Source organism: Paenibacillus sp. PsM32, assembly GCF_030433815.1.
GTDB classification, from domain to species: Bacteria; Bacillota; Bacilli; order Paenibacillales; family Paenibacillaceae; genus Saccharibacillus; species Saccharibacillus kyungheensis.
Genome location: NZ_JARUWY010000009.1, coordinates 1 through 18,965 on the forward strand (window position 1 = coordinate 1; position 18,965 = coordinate 18,965).

Below are 18,965 nucleotides of genomic sequence, written 5' to 3' on the forward strand. Positions count from 1 at the left end.
TTCGTTTTTCGTTGTCAGTGTTTCTCGGTGACAACTTTTATATCATATCATGTTTCCAACCACTTGGCAAGCACTTTTTTTGAAGTGTTTTTTCAAGTTGTTTTCGTATGATGTTTTGCGTGTGTTGTCGTTCGTTCGTGACAACTTTTATAATATATCATGGTTGAATTTATTTAGCAAGCATTATTTTGGATTTATTTTTAAAAGTTAAAATAGCATACCTCAAAGGTATATCTATACCCTAAGGTATGCTATTCATTTAGATTAACTATACTACTTGGATACGAGGTTGTATTCAAAGCAAGGATACGAACCTAGTACTCTCACCTGACAACCTAGAGCTATAATTTCCTCTATCGCTGCTGTTAATAAAATTGAATCTTGAGGCGCTAGTACATCCAAATAGAAATAGTAGCTTCCTAACTTCTTCTTAGTTGGACGAGATTCAATGCGTGATAGATTTAACTTTCTCCAGGAGAACGTAGCTAGTACCTGATGGAGTGCTCCTGCAAAGTCTTCTGATAGCGTGACTAATATACTTGTTTTGGTATGATCTGCTGCTCGCCCAATATGAACAGGTTGTTGTCCTATCAAAACAAATCGTGTGTAGTTGTTATCATGGTCTGTCACTCGATCGGCTAGTATATCAAGATTATATCGAAGTGCTCCCAACGAAGTGCCGATAGCAGTCCAACCTTTACCTGCATTTTTGCTAACCATCTCTACTGCTTCTGCTGTACTGCCTACATGCTCTAGTTCTGCATGAGGCATTTCTTTTCGAATAAAATGAAGACACTGTGCCATTGCTACAGGGTGTGATAATACTTTCTGCACTCCACTATAATCAAGTTCATTTTTTTCATTGCTGAATTCAGCACGATTACCAATCAAATTCTGAATAGATGGATACACCCATTCTGCTTGCATTGGAATATCGACTTCATGTACAAGCCAATCCATATGAAGACTTACAGAACCTTCGATTGTATTTTCAATCGGAATAACGCTGTAGTCGGTTTTCCCTTCAGCAGTTGAAAGAAATACATCTGCGATAAGCTTATGATGAGAGATCTCGATTTCCTGATCTCCTAGTAGATGCAAAAGTGCTTCATGTGAAACAGATCCAGAGGGTAAAGCAGCTATACGAATCATAAACGTACTTCTCCTTTAATTACATCCATGAATGAATGAGATTCTATATCATCATAGTATATTACACCTTCAGTTACAGGCTTGAGCCACATTGCCTGTGCATTGATTCCTTGATCTTTCATTGTATCTACCAGATATTGCTCCAGTTGTTCTTTTTGCACTGAATGACGATCTACAAAAGCGATCATTGTAGGGCCTGCTCCACTAAGCGCTATACCTAATGCTCCTTGCTCTGTAGCTTGCTCCAGTATCTGCTGCATACCAGGTACAAGCGACGCACGATACGGTTGATGCAGTCGATCTTGCATCCCTGTTTTGATCATGTCTAGTTTGCCTAATGATAATGCAGCTACTAATAAGGAGCTACGACTAATATTAAATATCGCATCTGCTACAGATAACCCAGTCGGTAATACTTCACGAGCTTTGGAAGTGGATAGTTGAAATTCTGGAATAACAACTAATGTTTCCAAATCTTCTGGTGGAGTAATCTGAATACAGTTAGCTTCTTGCCCATCCCATGTCGCTACGACTATCCCTCCATATAAGGAAGCCGCTACATTATCAGGGTGCTTTTCGATAGAAGTTGATATATTCAGAATATCTTTGTCTGTTAAAGGAAAACCGATTAAAGCGTTAGCCGCACATAGTCCACCAACAAACGCTGATGCACTACTTCCTAAGCCACGCGTAAGTGGAATATCAGAGTACATTGTGATTTCTAAGTCCGGGATAGTTACTTGTGCTTTTTGAAAAACCAATTGTGCCATTTTGTAGATCAGATTGCTTTTGTCTGTCGGAATACCATAAAGCTCATCACCTAGTAAAGTAATTTTGGTCTCGGTAGACACTTTCATCTCGATCCAAGAATATAGATTAACCGCCATTCCTAATGTATCAAATCCCGGCCCTAAGTTAGCAGTACTTGCTGGTACAGCTACACGTACTGTATGGTTCTGCCAATGTTCTTGTTTAGTGTCTTGCTCTATCATAATCTATGACTCCTTACTTCAAATGTATTCCACGAATCGGTAGTCAATTAAATATCTTCTACACGATATACACTTTTGATTCGTTGAATAACATCCAACTGTTCAAAATGTTTAAGTACTTTGTCCATATTGGCTTTGCTTGCTTTGTGAGTGATGATAATAATCTCTGCATCTGGATTATGTTCATTAGGTTGTTGAACAACAGAAGCTAAACTTACATCATATTCTGCAAAAATCTGTGTAATTCGAGCGAGTACCCCTGCTTTATCATCTACATGCAGCAGAATAAAGTTTTTATAAAAGATTTGTTCATCGCTTTGTAATTTCTTCGTCTTATAAGGAACAATCGCTTTGAGTCCATTTACGCCTAATTTAAGATTTTTGATTACAGCGATAAGATCAGCTACGATGGATGTGGCTGTTGGTAATTCTCCTGCGCCTGCTCCATAGAACATCGTTTCCCCTACAGATTCACCATGTACTACTACAGCATTAAATACACCATTTACAGAAGCGATCGGATGAGACTGCTTAATCATTGTTGGTTGCACACTGATTGTAATATGTTCATCTTGGCGATCGGCGATACCGATTAGCTTCATTTCATAACCCAAATTTTTGGCATACGTAATATCGTCTTTGGTTACCGAAGAGATACCTTTGACACTTACGTCACTCAAATCTACATTTGTACGGAATCCGAGTGTACCGAGAATAGCCATTTTGCGTGCAGCATCCAATCCTTCTACATCACCTGTAGGATCAGATTCTGCATACCCTAATTCTTGCGCTTCTTTAAGCACATCTTCATAGGAAGCTCCTTCTTGACTCATTTTGGTTAAAATATAGTTGGTTGTTCCATTAACGATACCCATGATTTTGATAATACGATCAGAAGAGAATCCTTCGATTAATGTACGAATAATAGGTATACCACCTGCCACACTAGCTTCATAGAAAACATCGCATTGCTTTTCTTGAGCTTTGGCTAAAATCTCTGAGCCATGCAGTGCCATTAAATCTTTATTAGCTGTTACGATATGTTTGCCAAGATTTAAAGCTTCTAATATATATTCTTTGGTCTGTTCAATGCCACCCATCACTTCTACAATGACATCAATCTCAGGATCACGAATAACTTCCCATGGATCTTCTGTAAGTTTGGACGGATCAATTTCGATATTGCGTAGCTTGTCTATATTTTTTACAGCTACTTTACCAATCAGAATAGGCGATCCTACCTGACTGCTTAGATCTTCTTGATTTCCTTCTACGATACGCACAACTCCTGTACCTACTGTACCGAGTCCAAGCAATCCTACTTTTACTGGTTTCATATGTTGTTTCCCTCCTGGAACTATTCATTAGCAAGCTTTTATTATAGGATATTTATTTTATTGTAGCTTATCCTATATTGCTTCTAGATTAAAGTAGATTCACTGATAAGATTATCCTTGACCGGTAATCCGAATTTGTTTGACACCCGGAACATTTTCCATTGCTTCTACCATCGTTTCCAAATCTTCTGTTAAGCGAGAAATCTCTACAGAGAGTACCACATTCGCTCGACCTTGAAGAGGAATACTTTGATGAATCGTTAATACATTTCCACCGTACTCTGCCATCAGACCCAGTACATGAGACAAAATACCGGAACGATGTTCTAAATCAAATGAGATCGTAATAATCTGATCTTTTTCCAAACGGTTAAGAGGATGAATCCCATCTTTGTATTTATAAAAAGCACTCCGGCTTAAACCAACTTTTTCGACTGCTTCGTTAATCGTCCGAGTTTCTCCAGCAGCAAGCAGTTCTTTCACACGCATCGTTTTGATCACTGCTTCTGGTAAAATATCTTCTCGAACTAAATAATAGCGCTCTTTCACAACGTCCTCTCCTCAAAGACTCATGTATTCGTATAGTGGACATTATAAAGTAACCATTCGTGTTAGGCAACTATATTACGAAGAAAGGTCATTTTGCACAACTTTTTTAATATTATTTCCTTACCTATTTTATAGGGAAAAACGATTAGCTTTCTTCTAAAATCATAACAAAAAAACCGAACATGATGATCCATGTCCGGTTTTTGATAGTGATATAGATTGCGCTTAGAAGTAACTACTACCTTCAACAAATTCAAATTCAAGCTCACCGATACGTACTAATGTGCCATCTTTCGCACCACGTTGACGAAGTTCGCTATCTACACCCATATGACGAAGTGTACGTCCTAATTTGAGAATAGCATCATGAGAATTCAATTGCATCCGTTTCATCATGTTCTCAATTTTGGCACTTTCCACAACAAAAGTATCGTTCTCGCGACGAATAATAAAGCCATCGTCTTCTTTCTTTTCTAATGTGTATACTTTACGTTCAGCAATTTGTTCTACTTCTTCTACCGCTACTGCATCTGGTAATTTATCAAGCATATCGACTGTTTTGTAAAGCATTTCTTGAATACCATCACGAGTCAACGCAGAAATAGGAAGAATTTCAATATCTGAACGAACTTCGCGTACTTTTTTAGAGAATTCTTCTAAGTTTTCTTGAGCTTGTGGATCGTCCATTTTATTAGCTGCAATAATTTGTAGACGATTTTCAAGTTCTGCATTATATAGTTTTAATTCTTCGTTGATTTTCTGCCAGTCCTCAAATGGATCGCGTCCTTCTGAACCGGACATATCTACCACATGAATAATTACACGTGTACGTTCAACATGACGTAAAAATTCATGTCCAAGCCCTATGCCTTCATGTGCACCTTCAATCAATCCAGGTAGATCAGCCATCACAAAACTGCGTCCATCTCCTACATCAACTACACCCAAGTTCGGAGTGATTGTTGTAAAATGGTATGCGCCAATTTTGGGCTGAGCAGCAGATACTACAGATAACAGTGTAGATTTACCTACACTTGGAAAGCCAACTAACCCTACATCAGCCATTACTTTAAGTTCAAGTACGATATAACGTTCTTGTCCTTCTTCACCATTTTCAGCGATTTGAGGAGCTGTATTCGCTGCTGTAGCAAAACGAACGTTACCACGTCCACCACGCCCACCTTTAGCAATAACAATCTCTTGACCATGACGGGTCAAATCTGCGATCACTTCGCCTGTATCATCATTCAAAATCACTGTACCTGGAGGAATACGAACAATCGTATGTTCTGCATTCGCACCATGCTGACTTTTGTTACGACCTTTAACGCCACGTTCGCCTTTGAAATGACGTTGGTACCGGAAATCCATCAATGTTCGCAAACCTTCATCTACACGAAAAATGACATCTCCACCACGTCCACCGTCGCCACCTGCCGGGCCGCCATTAGGTACATATTTTTCACGACGGAAAGAGATAATACCATCTCCACCGTCACCGCCTTTTACATAAATCTTCGCTTTATCTACAAACATGATTACACCTCTAATTTTTAGAATCCACTAACACTTGCAGAGAAATGGAGGCAGGATCTTCTTCCGTTCGAGTTGCTGTGATCTGGGTGTCTTGAACAATCAAATCAATAGCTTCCCATACTCCATCAGGATTAGGATACTCTTCTTCTGGCTCAAATATAAAATGAACTGCTCCTTCATATTCGCTCACCATCAGAAATAGTGTGGGGCACTCACCCCAGGACGATCCACCAAATTGCTCATATGCAGAGACCGTCTCTTTGATGACTCGGGTCAATTCCTCACTCTGTTCCGTTCCCAATCGATCTGCAAGCGTGATTCCGTCATTTAATTCAACTTCTAATTGAATCGAACGATTCACCGCTTTAAAAGATTGTAAATAAAAAACAAGGGAATGAATACCCAGTTTGGAAACGCGACTCTCTGCTAGCATTTGCTCTTTAATTCTTTCAACACATTCGACTTGCTTATCACGTTTGCCTAATTGAACATAACCGTACAATAATTGGAGTTCATTCATCCAGTCATGCCGATGATGGCTTAAAGCATCAACTGCTACTGCATAAACTTCATCTAATTTTGTATGAGCTTGGTCAATGACTGCACGTTGTTTTTGATGTTCTGCTTGATACTGTTTCTTTTTCACAGCCATTTTGGATTGTCCGTTATGGTATTCTCCAAGTTGCACTTGCTCACGCTTTTCATAAAAACGACGTGTATATTGTACACCTTTTGCATAGGTTGCAACAATCCAGATGCCGAGTACAATGTAAGCAATCCAAGATTGCGTCCAATAAGCAATAATTAATGGGATGATAATAGAAATAAGTAAAAGCGTGGGTACTTGATTGGATTGCTTCATGGTTTCTCTCCATTCTTTCAATGGCTTTTTAACCAAGAACAAGTATAACATATAGCGCAGAATTTTATGACATTATTATACTAAAAATTACGTTAACGTCCAACTTATATGCAAATATAATAAGCCCCCGGCACATCAAGTACCGGAGGCTTATCTAATCTAACCTATCAGGTTTATGATTAATTTTCGATTGCTGCTGCTACTGGTGCAACGTCAACCGGGTAGACGCTCACTTTTTTACGGTCGCGGCCCCAACGTTCGAATTTAACAACGCCGTCCACTTTTGCAAATAGTGTATCGTCTTTACCGATGCCTACATTAGTTCCTGGGTGAATTTTTGTACCGCGTTGACGGAACAAAATATTACCACCAGTTACGAATTGTCCATCAGCACGTTTTGCTCCCAAACGTTTGGAGTGAGAATCACGTCCGTTTTTTGTGGAACCTACACCTTTTTTCGATGCGAATAACTGCAAATTAATTTTTAACATGTGGTCTACCTCCTTCTTACGAGATTGTGACTTGCTTTATTTTTATATACTTATCATATTCATCTTCAATTCCAATAAGAATAACCTGCATAGATTCAAGTAACAGTTGAATCTGTTCCATATTTGCATTTTCCGAAAGCTTCGGTAAACGCGCACTTAGAAACCCGTCTTTCATTCTTGATTTCATAACTACTCCTGTTAAAGCTTCAACTGAGTTCACTGTTCCGATTGTTATAGCGGAAACAGCAGCACAGACAATATCTTCACCAGGATCGGCATAACCGGCATGTCCTCGGGATGAAAAACCATCAATCGTACCATCTGGTCTACGTTCGATTCGCACGATAATCAATTACCGCACCTTCTTATGCCTGGATTTTTCCGATAGTTACTTTTGTATATGGTTGACGATGACCTTGTTTCACGTGATAGTTCTTCTTAGGTTTGTATTTGTAAACTACAACCTTAGCTCCTTTGCCGTGTTTCTCGACAGTCGCTGTTACAGAAGCACCTTCTACCAACGGTAAACCAGTTACCAAACCATCTTCTTTAGATACTGCTAGAACACGGTCGAAAGTTACGCTGTCGCCATCATTAGCGTCCAACTTTTCAATGAACAATACGTCGCCCTCTTGAACTTTGTATTGTTTACCACCTGTTTCGATAATTGCGTACATTTGAATTGCACCTCCTCATGTCTCAGACTCGCCTAATGCAGGTGTCATACGTTATACAACGTATAAGCTTGTGACCCCATCGGAGCGGTTACAGCATGTGAAAAGCTTATGAACCAGACACATACTTGACTATTCTATCACAGCCATTTTAAGAAATCAATCTTTTATCCATGATGCTATTTTACCGGTTCCCTGACACACGGTACAGGTCTCATATGAAAAGCCACCTGTTTCTTCGCGAACTTTTTTACGAGTTAATTCTAAAAGTCCTAATCGTGTCCATCCAACAATATGAGTTTTGGTTCGATCTCTTTGTAAAATCTGCTCCAAAGCTTCTACTACTGATCGGCGATTAGCTTCATTATCCATATCTATAAAATCTACAATAATGATTCCACCGGTATCCCGTAGCCGAAGCAATCGTGCAATTTCTGAAGCTGCTTGAAGATTAGTCTGCGTTACTGTATCTTCCAGTGTGATTCCGCCTGTAAATTTACCTGTATTTACATCAATCACCGTAAAAGCTTCTGTCTGATCCCATACAATATAACCGCCACTTTGCAACCATACTTTACGTTGAAAATCACGATGCAATTGTTCGTGTATATTCATTGCATGGAATAAAGGTTCTTTTTCCGTATAAATAGATACCGGTGGTTGTACTCCAGCAGGAAGTAAGGTTTGCAGAAATTGAATAGCAGAAGTAGCTCGCTCTTGGTTATCAATAATCAATTGATCTTGTAATGGATTAAATACATCACGAATTAATCGTTCCACCATCCCTAGATCACGATGTAATTCTGCTGGAGCCGATTTCTGAACAAAAGATTCACGAATATGTTGCCAGTGTTGTCTTAGTGTATTCAGATCATTTGTAATGGCTTCGTCATTTTCTCCTTCAGCTACAGTACGTAAAATAAGCCCTTCTTCACCTTGCTTCAGATGTGAACCCAATTGACGTAATCGTGCCCGCTCTCCATCGGTACTGATCTTTTTGGATACAGCAATATAGTCAGCTTCCGGCATATAGACAATCCATCGCCCTGGCAATGAATAATGAGTGGTAATACGTGCCCCTTTGTTAGCATAAGGTTCTTTGGTCACCTGTACTAGTATTTCTTGACCGGGTTTTAATAGATCAGCAATACTTGGTTTGACTTTCGGTTGTTTATCTAAATGAGCATGCAAAACATCATCAATATATAGAAAAGCATTTTTCTTCTGACCGATATCTACAAATGCAGCTTGCATCCCCGGCAGAACATTCATCACTTTTCCTTTATAAAAACTTCCAGCAATTCCGCTACCTGATGATTGTTCTGAAGCAAATTCAACTAATTTACTATTATCAAGCAGTACCATACGTGTATCTTTGACACCACAGTTTACAATCATTTGCTTCACTATATGTTCCACCTCTATCTCTCATCAAGGCTACTATTTATCTAACGAACCTTATACGTTCCCTTGATGTCTAGACGTTATCTGTAAGTAAAAAGTTTCATCATCACTATAGTGTTAACAAAAAACCGGCACCTTCCGGTACCGGCTATTCTAATTCGTATTTTTCTTGATAAATCTTAATACTAAGGACAAGCCCGATACTAAACATATTCAAAAGCAATGAAGTACCGCCGTAGCTAATAAATGGTAACGTGATTCCTGTAATAGGCATCAGACCAATCATCATACCCACATTTTCAAAAATCTGAAATACGAACATGCTGACAATTCCGATAATAATATATGAACCGCGCCGATCATAACACTGCAATGCAATCAAAATCATCCTATAGATGAGTAAGAAATACAAAAGTAATAATATTGATGCGCCGATAAACCCAAATTCTTCACCAATAACGACAAAGATAGAATCTGAATACGGATAAGGTACAAATTTATTATTTTTTAATTGTCCATTCATATAACCGTCGCCTAGCAAACCGCCTGATCCTACAGCAATCAATGCATAACTAGATTGATGCTTATCATCATCTGAAGCCTGGGCTGGATCTATAAATGTATTGATACGTTGATACCAGTGCAACTTACTATGGCTTTCTAAGTAATCATGAATCTGTGTATTAAAGGTAGTAAACATCACTACAACCAATATAAGTCCACCTACAATTGTCGTTAATCCAATCAATACATGGGTATATTTGGTGTTACCGATCCACAACATACCTACCAGTATAATAAGATAGATAATTGCATTTCCCAAATCGGGTTGAATCAATACAATCAGAAAAGGTACCAATGCAATAAAAGCCGTTGGTATCAGATCAGAACGAAATCGAAGAGGATCTCCGTCTCTTTTACTTAACATATGAGCCATCGTTAAGATAAGCACAATTTTGACCATTTCGGCAGGTTGAAATTGTAACCCTCCTGGAAAAGCATACCAGCTTTTGGCACCATTAATCTCTGAACCAAACGGATACAATAACAACAGCGAAAGTAAACCTAAGCCATATAAATACCAGTGTTTGCGTAATAAGATGCGATAATCAAATATGCTGACTGCAAATAAAACGATAAACCCGATGACATAGAAAATGATCGTCCGCGTATCATAGCCCTGAAATTTGGGATCAGGAGCAATTGCACTGCGCACGATCAACGTGCTAAACACCATAAAAACAACGAGTAAAGTAATAATACCCAAGTCTAGCTTTTTTAGCTTGTTAAGCAAAATCGATCAACCCATTCCAAAAAACTTCTTAAAGCGAGTGAATGCACTTTTCTTTTGATCCAGTGGCATCAAAGGAACTGTGTCACCTAAAATACGACGAGCAATATTACGATAAGCAATCGCTGCTTTGGATTCAGGATTCATGACTGTAGGTTCCCCTGAATTGGCAGCTTTGATTACCATTTCATCATCCGGTACAACACCTAAAAGATCAATATTCAGCACTTGTAATACTTCATCAATATCCAGCATATCTCCTGATTTGACCATACTTTGACGAATACGGTTTACAATCAATTTGGGTGCTGTAATATGTGAATTTTCAAGTAATCCGATTACTCGATCTGCATCTCGAACAGAAGCATTTTCGGGCGTTGTCATAACGATCGCTTGATCCGCACCTGCAATCGCATTTTTGAATCCTTGCTCTATACCTGCCGGGCAATCAATCACTACATAGTCAAAGTCTTTTTTGAGCTCTAAAATGATCTCTTTGACTTGTTCTGGCGATACAGAATTTTTATCTTTTGTTTGCGCAGCTGGAAGCATGTATAACTCATCAAACCGTTTATCTTTGACTAATGCTTGATTTAAACGGCAACGACCATCCGCTACATCACAAAGATCATAAATAATCCGGTTTTCCAGCCCCATTACAACATCCAGATTACGTAAACCGATATCTGTATCGACTAGACAGACTTTCTTACCAAGAAGCGCGAGCGCGGTACCTATATTAGCAGTAGTGGTTGTCTTTCCAACTCCGCCTTTGCCTGAAGTGACGACAATAGCCTCTCCCATGTACTACACCCCTTTGAACACATTGAAATCCCGACCAAGTCGAGCAATATTAGCCATTTTATCAATCTTCATGATTCCGTCCTGCAAATAAGCAAATTCCATATGAGATTCTCGACTTTCACCTTCATCTGGCGGGCGACTAATCATATCCGCGATCCGAATCTGTGTAGGTGAGAAAAAAGAAGCAGCGATTACGGCCTGTTCATTACCATCTATACCTGCATGAGCCATTCCGCGAAGTGCTCCCAAAATATAGATATCACCTGTACTAATAATCGTACCTCCTGCATTAACATCGCCTAGAAATAGAACGGTTCCTTCATGCTCAAATACCTGACCGGAACGAATCATACCACTGATCGTTTTGACCATATGTTTTTCTGGCAAAGGTGCTACTACAGGTTCCTCATGCGGAGAATCAAATGAACGAACAATCAGATTTCCTTTTTGACTAAGTATATCTAACAATGTATCTTTTTGTTCATCTGTAATTTCCCGTTTCCCTAATTTCATATCAATATGAACTAGCGGGCCTGTTAAAATATTTTGATGACTATGTTCCAGCTTATACGTCAGCTCTGTTACAAGGTCATTAAATTCACATTGATCATCAAATTGAAAAATCAATCCATCTTTAATTCCTTTGATGGTTACATATCTTGATGATTTTACAGCCATTCACCTGTCACCCCCACCTTACTATCAGTTCGTGCTAGTCGCGGGATTTTCCTGCTTCATCCGCAAATTAAGCAGGAACTGAATGTCTCTGCATGTGGGAATATTATACGTTTACTCATCTTCGGCAGCCCGTTTACGCAACTTGGCTACTTTCTCCAGTTGACGACGAACAGGTACAAACACCAGCAAAGCAAATATAAAATGAAGCAGCAAATTCGGGAACATATAATGTCCTAACGCCCAACTGTAAGGTTCTCTAGTTAAACCAAATACCAAATAAAGTCCATACAGCATATTATCCAGTAACAAACTACCGATTAATACCACTGTCATCATTAGTGGATATGGTGCTCGAGGAGATTGGAACAGCAGCCCTAATACATAAGCAGACAATCCCATAGAGAACGAATAAGCACCAATCATATCACCGTAAAATACAACATCATGCAATAATCCAAAAACCAATCCTAGCACAAGCGCTGTATGACGATGATAATAAACTGTTACAAACAAAATTAAAATATACGCTAAATGTGGAATCAATCTAGTATGCAATACATCTGGAATCAGCCATGGCACAATGGTTGATTCACAGACAAATACTAGAAATAACAACAACAGCAATACGATACGACGTACCATTATTCCTGAGTCTCCTTGGTGTACACTACAAATACTTCTTTCCAGTCTTTAAAGTCTGCCGCTGGTTGAATTGTAGCTGTATTGGTCAATCCAAAATCACCAACTTGACGACTAACGACTTTACCAATAATCATGCCACTTGGAAATAATCCACCACTACCGGATGAAACAATTTCATCGCCTCTTTTGAGCGGATCATTTTCTTTAATTTGTGTCATTGTGAGCATACCTGTTGCTTTATCATAGCTTTCTATCATGCCGAAAGATTCATTTTCTTTACCTACTACAGTTGCAGCAATCGCTTTGGAATTAGAATCCAGTGGATCAAGTGTCGTTAACAGCTTCACTGTTGAATGGAACGGACTTGTCTCACTAATAATTCCAACCATACCTTTTATGGAAATAACAGGCATATCTTTACGTACCCCATCATTTTGCCCCAGATCAATCACAATCGTTCCTGTATCTGCATCTGTATCGACACTCGTTACATTTGCAATATGAAGATCAAATTGGTTTTGAGCAAGTTGCTGTTGTGTAAATTTAAGATCTTCTTTATAGCTTTTATTGAGCTGGACTAATTTGTTATAACTCGCTTGTTGCAGTAAATACTGCGCAGCTGTCAGCTTCAACTGTTGGTTTTCCTCATAAAGGTTGTCCAAGTTGCCGATATCTTCAAACAAGCCCGCCATGTAAGAAGCGGGCTTGTAAAACACACCTTGAACAAAACCAACAGTATCACGGACGAACTTCTCAGGCCAGGACAAAGATGTACGATTCGTCAACGTAAATCCCATTAAAGCGATAAATAAAATGAGTCCTACAAGCAGGATAAACAGTTTCTTGTTACCCAGCAGCTTAAACAGTTTCAACACCCTCTTAATTAACGGTTTTTCTTTCCCTAGCAGGGGTTGACCATACCTGGCCGAAAATTAGCGTTTTGAACGAAGTGACGAACTACTACGTGATTTGAACAGGTGGATATTCTCCAATGCTTTTCCTGTACCAATTGCTACACAATCCAAAGGATTTTCAGCAACGATTACAGGCATACCTGTTTCACCAGCAAGTAATTTATCCAGATTGCGAAGTAATGCTCCACCACCTGTTAATACGATACCGCGATCCATAATATCTGCTGCAAGTTCTGGAGGACATTTCTCCAAAGTTACTTTTACAGCTTCTACAATAGCAGCTACTGTATCTGACAATGCTTCAGCAATCTCGTCTGAAGTGATTGTTAATGTTTTTGGTAGACCACTTACAAGGTCACGACCACGAATTTCCATCGTTTCGACTTTTTCAAATGGAGTTGCAGAACCCACTTCCATTTTCAATTGTTCCGATGTACGTTCACCAATCATTAAGTTGTATTGACGTTTGATGTACTGGATAATCGACTCATCCATTTCATCGCCGGCTACACGTACAGAACGACTTGTTACGATACCACCAAGAGAAATAACAGCTACTTCTGTTGTACCGCCACCGATATCAACAACCATACTACCTGTTGGTTCCCATACTGGAAGATCTGCACCGATTGCTGCTGCAAAAGGCTCTTCAATCGTATAAGCTTCACGCGCACCAGCTTGTTTGGTTGCATCTTCAACAGCGCGTTGTTCTACTGCTGTAATACCCGATGGTACACAAACCATTACGTTTGGATGTTGCGGGAACATCGAACGTTGTTTTTGCGCTTGACGTATAAAATATTTAATCATCGTAGCTGTTGTATCAAAATCAGCAATAACGCCATCTTTCATCGGACGAATTGCACGGATATTTCCAGGTGTACGACCGATCATTTTTTTTGCAGATTCTCCTACTGCTTCGATTGTATTCGTATCTGTACGAATCGCCACAACCGACGGTTCTCTAACGACAATACCTTTACCTCTTACATATACCAACGTGTTTGCTGTTCCTAAATCAATCCCTAAATCTTTTGAAAAGCCACCCAACATAACTATTAACTCCCTTTCTTCCTAAATCTCGACTATTATATTACATTAAGCCCTGTTCCTTCAAACTTACGAATTTCATATCACCAATCACAAGGTGATCCAGTACTTCAATTCCAATAATTTTGCCTGCATCTACAAGCCGTTTGGTTAGTGCTACATCTTCCGGGCTTGGTGTAGGATCACCGCTAGGATGATTATGTGCAAAAATAACAGATGCACTACTACATTTGATCGCTGCTCGAAAAACTTCACGTGGATGAACAATAGACGCATTTAAACTACCCATCGACAATGTTTCCTGGGAAATAATATGATTCTTCGTGTTTAGAAACAGACATACAAAATGTTCTTTTTGAAGATATCGTAATTGTTCAATCAATAAATCAGCCGCATCACGCGGACTGCGAATAGCTTTGACTTCTTCTTTACCAGTACGGGTAATACGTCTACCTAACTCGATACCCGCTTTGATCTGGATTGCTTTGGCTGTTCCGATTCCTTTGATCTCTGTTAATTCTTCAATACTGAGATCAACCAGTTGCCGGATACTGCCTACTTGACGCATAATTCGGTTTGCTAAATGCATAACCGATTCATCTTTTGTGCCTGTGCGCAGTAAAATCGCTAGTAATTCTGCATGACTAAGCGCCTCTGCACCGTAATTCATCATCCGTTCCCGGGGTCTTTCTTCCAGTGGAACATCACGTAAAAGGTACTGTGGCGCCTCCATTAATATGTTCCTCTTCTCCACGACAGATTCAAATAATCTGCACACCAAATTGTTCCAACATATCGCTCAAAAGTGATACAGGCAATCCGACGACTGTAAAATAACAGCCTTCTATTTTATCGATCAACGTCGAACCTAGACCTTGAATAGCATAAGCTCCAGCTTTGTCAGCAGGTTCACCGCTAAGTACGTATGATTGAATTTTGGAAGGGGTGAGCGGCTTCATATGTACAAGAGTTCGCCGGTATTCCACACGAGTTACACCAGTAGAAGTATCAATACAAGCTACACTTGTGTAGACATAATGACTTCTTCCTTGCAAAGCATCTAACATCGCTACAGCTTCATCATGATCACGAGGCTTACCAAATATACGTTTATCCAAAACAACAATTGTATCGCTGCCTATAATAATACTATCTGCTACCTCGGTTGTATAATGATGTTGAACAGCAGTAGCTTTGCGCAGTGCAAGCTCTTTGACGACTTGCTCTGGTGACCAGTCTTCAGGCACCGATTCGTCTGTATCACTGGGTAACACTTCAAATTCCAGTTGTAAAGAGGTCATTAATTCCTTTCTCCTTGGAGAAGCGGACGCCAAAATGAGACGGCGTGTTGATTCTCTGTTCATCGAAAGGTCCTCTCCTTTGTGTTAAAAGTCAGATTGGTTCTTTACAGTTTGCGATATGCCCAAATACTAGCAACAATACCGATCAAACTAAGTAGACTCACTTTGAAATGAATCTCGAGATGATAACGAATCATGTCTAAATTAGCGCTAGGCTCCCAATCAATCGTTGTCGATCGCGTGAGAAAAGATACCATCGCTACAGGTTCAAGTAAAGTGGCTACCCATGTGCCAATAAACCAGCCTAGCAATAAAAATAAAATAAGCATACCTGCATTCTTTTTCATTCTTATTTCTCCTGCCTTTAATTTGACACTTCATCATTATACGTTTATTCCCACATCAATACAAACAAAAATGAAAGTAACAATTTTTTGTAACTTATCGCCTTCATTTCGCAAACATTTTGTTATTATTCCAGTTAAAAAGACTGTCCGGAGACAGCCTTTTTTATCACATTACTCTATTTTCTCCGTGGCTTGCAAATCAGCAGCAAGTGCTTCTGCGACTTTCCATATATCGCCTGCACCCATAGTGATAACAAGATCGCCGGGTTGAATACGAGTAGATAAGTCTGCAATAATATCTTCTTTTTGTGCGATATAACGCGCACCCGCATTACTATTTTGCTTAATCAGTTCAACCAGACGTGCAGAGTTAATACCTTCAATCTGCTTTTCTCCTGCTGGTGAATAGATATCAGCAATAATCACTTCGTCAGCTCCTGTAAAAGCACGACTAAAAGCATCTAACAAAAAGAAGGTGCGTGAATAACGTTGCGGTTGGAAAACAGCAATCACACGTTTGCCTGTTGCTTGAGCTGCAACAATCGTCGCTTCGATTTCAGTAGGATGATGAGCATAATCATCGACGATCAAAATGTCTCTAGCATCACCGACCACCTGAAAACGACGCTTAGCGCCATGGAATTGAACAATCGCTGCTGCAATCGCTGTAAATGAAATTCCTGCTTCCAAACATGAAATTACAGTTGCCATCGCATTATATACATTATGCAGTCCTGGCACAGATAATTCAATCCGACCCAAATCTGCTCCTTGATATTGCATAGTAAAGGAAATTTTACGGTCACCGGGTTGAATGTCTGTCGCTGTATAATCATTTTGCGCTTCTACACCATAAGTGATCGTTGTGCCTTCGATATTCGGTATAATTTCGCGAATATTTTCATCATCACCACAAACGATAGCTTTACCACCCGCTTGTAATTGACTTAAAAATTGTACGTAGGCTGCTTTGAGATTAGCAAAGTCACCATCATAATTTTCAAGATGATCGGCTTCAATATTAGTTACTACAGCGATAGCAGGATGGTATTGTAAAAAAGTACCGTCACTTTCATCGGCTTCTGCAACTACATAGTCGCCTTTACCTGCTTTGGCATTCGTACCCAGATTAACGATTTCTCCACCGATAATATACGTTGGATCGGTATCACATTCTTCCATCACCAGTGCAATCATCGAAGAAGTGGTTGTTTTGCCATGAGCACCCGCTACAGCTACACCTTTACGTTCATTAAGCAATCTTGCTAACATTTCAGAACGATGGATCACTGGAATATCAAGACGCTTCGCTTCTACCCATTCCGCATTATCATCAGATAGTGCAGTAGAATAGACTACCAGATCAGCACCATGAACTTGTTCTGTCGCATGACCTATATGAATGACTGCTCCTTTTTGTTGCAATTTCGCTGCTAACGCGCTCATTGCCATATCGGAACCTGTTACTTTGTATCCCATTTCAAGCATAACACGGGCGATGGCACTCATACCGTACCCACCAATCCCGATAAAATGTACATGTTCTGTCTTATTCATCTGACTCACCAGCCCTTTTCAGAATCGGTTTGATGCAAAAGAGTCGCTCTTACATCCGAAATTAAATACAGTGTTCCGGTTACGACCCCTAGATCTTCCCGTTCTGTTCGTGATTGAAGCAACTGAATACCTTGCCGCCAGTCACGCTCCACTATAACATTTACTTCTGTTCTGTTCATTTCTTGTTGTAATCTGATCACTAATTGTGCCAATTGATCTGCATCCATTTTGCGTCGAAAATCGGGTTCTGTCAAAATAATTGTATCTGCAATTGATAATAGATGTCTAAATACAGGTTCATGATGCTTGTTTTCTAACATGCCGACAAGCATATGAAGCTTCTTGTAATGATAAGTCTGCGGTATACTTTTGACAAGCATTGCTGCTCCTTCAGGATTATGTGCTCCATCCAGTACAATCGTTGGTTCGCCAGGCATTTTCTCTAAGCGTCCTGCCCAAAAAGTATGTCTAAATCCCTTCAGCAAAAGCTCATCGTCCAATACAAAAGCTGAATATTGACGCAGTACTTCTAACGCCATCATCGCTACACCTGCATTGGTACATTGATGTTCTCCTTGCATAGAGATCGTAATATCGATTTCACGAAAAAGACCTTTGTAACGGAACGTTTGCTCCGCTTCATCACCGGATAGACGTTCTGCTGTGTATTGTTCACCTGCTAAATAAAGCGTTGATTTGCAAGCTGCTGCTTTAGCACGAAGTACTTCGATCACTTCCGGTTGATCTACACTGCTCACTACAGGTACGCCCGGCTTGATAATACCGGCTTTTTCACTAGCAATCTGCTCTAATGTATCTCCTAGAATATCAGTGTGATCATAGCCTACATTTGTAATGACCGACAATATTGGATGAACAATATTGGTTACATCCATTCGTCCACCAAGACCTGTTTCCCAGATCACCACATCAGGATAACATTCTTCAGCAAAGTACAAAATGGCAAGTGCTGTTGATACTTCAAACATCGTTGGTGATCCTAAATCTGTTGTTGCCATTTGCTCCACTAAAGGATATAGACGATTAGCTAAGCGACACAATATCTCTTCTGGAATATCTATACCGTTATATTGAAAACGATTGGTGAATTTGGTGATATACGGCGATGTAAATGTACCGACATCATAGCCGCACTGTATCAAAACACTTGTTAAAAAAGCACACGTGCTTCCTTTACCATTCGTCCCTGCAACATGTACAAATTTAAGCTTACGATGCGGGTTATTCAATAACTCCATCAGACCTTCAATACGAGATAACCCCGGACGAATCCCAAAAGGAATCAGACTATTTATCCATTCAACAGCTTGCTCATAAGTGTGAAAAGGGGCTTGATGCCCCTCTGATGTTCCATGTTCCATCC

At 39.7% G+C, this 18,965-nt stretch carries 21 protein-coding genes and 1 other annotated feature; all 21 genes read right to left on the reverse strand.

All coding sequences use genetic code 11. The features are described 5' to 3' along the window. Nucleotides 1-273 precede the first annotated feature (273 nt). The 21 genes from pheA to QCD85_RS16595 all read right to left on the reverse strand — a co-directional run bounded on the left by pheA (nucleotide 274) and on the right by QCD85_RS16595 (nucleotide 18,963). Nucleotides 274-1,152 (reverse strand): prephenate dehydratase, encoded by an 879-nt coding sequence (gene pheA / locus QCD85_RS16495; protein ID WP_301263261.1) that lies wholly within the window; start codon nucleotides 1,150-1,152, stop codon nucleotides 274-276. Further along, entirely contained in the window at nucleotides 1,149-2,144 is a 996-nt protein-coding gene (gene thrB, locus QCD85_RS16500) for a homoserine kinase (RefSeq protein ID WP_274172041.1), read from the reverse strand. The genes pheA and thrB overlap by 4 nt, the downstream gene beginning before the upstream one ends. 47 nt (nucleotides 2,145-2,191) lie before the next feature. Beyond that, complete coding sequence (locus QCD85_RS16505; protein WP_301263262.1) at nucleotides 2,192-3,481, reverse strand: homoserine dehydrogenase; 1,290 nt, start codon at nucleotides 3,479-3,481, stop codon at nucleotides 2,192-2,194. Between the two features lie 111 nt (nucleotides 3,482-3,592). Then, nucleotides 3,593-4,030 (reverse strand): ACT domain-containing protein, encoded by a 438-nt coding sequence (locus tag QCD85_RS16510; protein ID WP_204826679.1) that lies wholly within the window; start codon nucleotides 4,028-4,030, stop codon nucleotides 3,593-3,595. A gap of 225 nt (nucleotides 4,031-4,255) precedes the next feature. Beyond that, entirely contained in the window at nucleotides 4,256-5,566 is a 1,311-nt protein-coding gene (gene obgE / locus QCD85_RS16515; RefSeq protein ID WP_273613368.1) for a GTPase ObgE, read from the reverse strand. Nucleotides 5,567-5,576: 10 nt separating this feature from the next. Beyond that, nucleotides 5,577-6,428: a Spo0B domain-containing protein gene (locus QCD85_RS16520; protein ID WP_301263263.1), complete on the reverse strand. Its 852-nt coding sequence runs from the start codon at nucleotides 6,426-6,428 to the stop codon at nucleotides 5,577-5,579. A 179-nt stretch (nucleotides 6,429-6,607) separates the two neighbouring features. Then, nucleotides 6,608-6,919: a 50S ribosomal protein L27 gene (rpmA, locus tag QCD85_RS16525; protein WP_069325503.1), complete on the reverse strand. Its 312-nt coding sequence runs from the start codon at nucleotides 6,917-6,919 to the stop codon at nucleotides 6,608-6,610. Nucleotides 6,920-6,935: 16 nt separating this feature from the next. Continuing rightward, nucleotides 6,936-7,271 carry a ribosomal-processing cysteine protease Prp gene (locus QCD85_RS16530; RefSeq protein ID WP_301263264.1) on the reverse strand — a complete coding sequence of 112 codons (336 nt, stop codon included), beginning with the start codon at nucleotides 7,269-7,271 and terminating at the stop codon, nucleotides 6,936-6,938. 13 nt (nucleotides 7,272-7,284) lie between these two features. Next, the gene (rplU, locus tag QCD85_RS16535) at nucleotides 7,285-7,596 is read right to left on the reverse strand and encodes a 50S ribosomal protein L21 (protein WP_204826684.1); all 312 of its coding nucleotides are present in this window, start codon (nucleotides 7,594-7,596) and stop codon (nucleotides 7,285-7,287) included. 14 nt (nucleotides 7,597-7,610) lie between these two features. Next, nucleotides 7,611-7,696: a sequence feature (ribosomal protein L21 leader region), on the reverse strand. Nucleotides 7,697-7,752: 56 nt separating this feature from the next. Continuing rightward, nucleotides 7,753-9,000: an Rne/Rng family ribonuclease gene (locus QCD85_RS16540; RefSeq protein WP_273613371.1), complete on the reverse strand. Its 1,248-nt coding sequence runs from the start codon at nucleotides 8,998-9,000 to the stop codon at nucleotides 7,753-7,755. A gap of 145 nt (nucleotides 9,001-9,145) precedes the next feature. Beyond that, entirely contained in the window at nucleotides 9,146-10,291 is a 1,146-nt protein-coding gene (locus QCD85_RS16545) for an FtsW/RodA/SpoVE family cell cycle protein (RefSeq protein ID WP_274172036.1), read from the reverse strand. A 6-nt stretch (nucleotides 10,292-10,297) separates the two neighbouring features. Continuing rightward, on the reverse strand, nucleotides 10,298-11,092 hold the full coding sequence (gene minD, locus QCD85_RS16550) for a septum site-determining protein MinD (RefSeq protein ID WP_273613373.1): 795 nt from the start codon (nucleotides 11,090-11,092) through the stop codon (nucleotides 10,298-10,300). 3 nt (nucleotides 11,093-11,095) lie between these two features. Next, nucleotides 11,096-11,770: a septum site-determining protein MinC gene (gene minC / locus QCD85_RS16555; protein WP_301263265.1), complete on the reverse strand. Its 675-nt coding sequence runs from the start codon at nucleotides 11,768-11,770 to the stop codon at nucleotides 11,096-11,098. A gap of 111 nt (nucleotides 11,771-11,881) precedes the next feature. After that, nucleotides 11,882-12,412, reverse strand: coding sequence for a rod shape-determining protein MreD (gene mreD / locus QCD85_RS16560; protein WP_273613375.1), 531 nt, complete (start codon nucleotides 12,410-12,412; stop codon nucleotides 11,882-11,884). Continuing rightward, on the reverse strand, nucleotides 12,412-13,284 hold the full coding sequence (mreC, locus tag QCD85_RS16565; protein WP_273613376.1) for a rod shape-determining protein MreC: 873 nt from the start codon (nucleotides 13,282-13,284) through the stop codon (nucleotides 12,412-12,414). Before mreC ends, mreD begins: the two co-directional genes overlap by 1 nt. 60 nt (nucleotides 13,285-13,344) lie before the next feature. Beyond that, nucleotides 13,345-14,379, reverse strand: a complete 1,035-nt coding sequence (locus tag QCD85_RS16570) for a rod shape-determining protein (RefSeq protein ID WP_069325512.1) — start codon at nucleotides 14,377-14,379, stop codon at nucleotides 13,345-13,347. A gap of 40 nt (nucleotides 14,380-14,419) precedes the next feature. After that, the gene (gene radC, locus QCD85_RS16575; RefSeq protein ID WP_204826691.1) at nucleotides 14,420-15,109 is read right to left on the reverse strand and encodes a RadC family protein; all 690 of its coding nucleotides are present in this window, start codon (nucleotides 15,107-15,109) and stop codon (nucleotides 14,420-14,422) included. Nucleotides 15,110-15,137: 28 nt separating this feature from the next. Continuing rightward, a complete protein-coding gene (locus tag QCD85_RS16580; protein ID WP_274172033.1) occupies nucleotides 15,138-15,740 on the reverse strand; it encodes a Maf family protein in 603 nt (200 codons plus the stop codon). A gap of 41 nt (nucleotides 15,741-15,781) precedes the next feature. After that, a complete protein-coding gene (locus tag QCD85_RS16585; protein WP_273613378.1) occupies nucleotides 15,782-16,024 on the reverse strand; it encodes a DUF4321 domain-containing protein in 243 nt (80 codons plus the stop codon). Nucleotides 16,025-16,195: 171 nt separating this feature from the next. Continuing rightward, entirely contained in the window at nucleotides 16,196-17,581 is a 1,386-nt protein-coding gene (gene murC / locus QCD85_RS16590) for a UDP-N-acetylmuramate--L-alanine ligase (RefSeq protein WP_274172032.1), read from the reverse strand. A gap of 5 nt (nucleotides 17,582-17,586) precedes the next feature. Then, the gene (locus QCD85_RS16595) at nucleotides 17,587-18,963 is read right to left on the reverse strand and encodes a bifunctional folylpolyglutamate synthase/dihydrofolate synthase (RefSeq protein ID WP_301263266.1); all 1,377 of its coding nucleotides are present in this window, start codon (nucleotides 18,961-18,963) and stop codon (nucleotides 17,587-17,589) included. Between the last annotated feature and the right edge of the window lie 2 nt (nucleotides 18,964-18,965).

What these genes read in the sequence shown, in the direction of transcription:
- pheA (WP_301263261.1), bottom strand. Translation starts at nt 1,152, where the DNA reads ATGATTCGTATAGCTGCTTTACCCTCTGGATCTGTTTCACATGAAGCA.
- thrB (WP_274172041.1), bottom strand. Translation starts at nt 2,144, where the DNA reads ATGATAGAGCAAGACACTAAACAAGAACATTGGCAGAACCATACAGTA.
- QCD85_RS16505 (WP_301263262.1), bottom strand. Translation starts at nt 3,481, where the DNA reads ATGAAACCAGTAAAAGTAGGATTGCTTGGACTCGGTACAGTAGGTACA.
- obgE (WP_273613368.1), bottom strand. Translation starts at nt 5,566, where the DNA reads ATGTTTGTAGATAAAGCGAAGATTTATGTAAAAGGCGGTGACGGTGGA.
- QCD85_RS16520 (WP_301263263.1), bottom strand. Translation starts at nt 6,428, where the DNA reads ATGAAGCAATCCAATCAAGTACCCACGCTTTTACTTATTTCTATTATC.
- rpmA (WP_069325503.1), bottom strand. Translation starts at nt 6,919, where the DNA reads ATGTTAAAAATTAATTTGCAGTTATTCGCATCGAAAAAAGGTGTAGGT.
- rplU (WP_204826684.1), bottom strand. Translation starts at nt 7,596, where the DNA reads ATGTACGCAATTATCGAAACAGGTGGTAAACAATACAAAGTTCAAGAG.
- minD (WP_273613373.1), bottom strand. Translation starts at nt 11,092, where the DNA reads ATGGGAGAGGCTATTGTCGTCACTTCAGGCAAAGGCGGAGTTGGAAAG.
- minC (WP_301263265.1), bottom strand. Translation starts at nt 11,770, where the DNA reads ATGGCTGTAAAATCATCAAGATATGTAACCATCAAAGGAATTAAAGAT.
- mreD (WP_273613375.1), bottom strand. Translation starts at nt 12,412, where the DNA reads ATGGTACGTCGTATCGTATTGCTGTTGTTGTTATTTCTAGTATTTGTC.
- QCD85_RS16570 (WP_069325512.1), bottom strand. Translation starts at nt 14,379, where the DNA reads ATGTTGGGTGGCTTTTCAAAAGATTTAGGGATTGATTTAGGAACAGCA.
- radC (WP_204826691.1), bottom strand. Translation starts at nt 15,109, where the DNA reads ATGGAGGCGCCACAGTACCTTTTACGTGATGTTCCACTGGAAGAAAGA.
- QCD85_RS16580 (WP_274172033.1), bottom strand. Translation starts at nt 15,740, where the DNA reads ATGAACAGAGAATCAACACGCCGTCTCATTTTGGCGTCCGCTTCTCCA.
- QCD85_RS16585 (WP_273613378.1), bottom strand. Translation starts at nt 16,024, where the DNA reads ATGAAAAAGAATGCAGGTATGCTTATTTTATTTTTATTGCTAGGCTGG.
- murC (WP_274172032.1), bottom strand. Translation starts at nt 17,581, where the DNA reads ATGAATAAGACAGAACATGTACATTTTATCGGGATTGGTGGGTACGGT.
- QCD85_RS16595 (WP_301263266.1), bottom strand. Translation starts at nt 18,963, where the DNA reads ATGGAACATGGAACATCAGAGGGGCATCAAGCCCCTTTTCACACTTAT.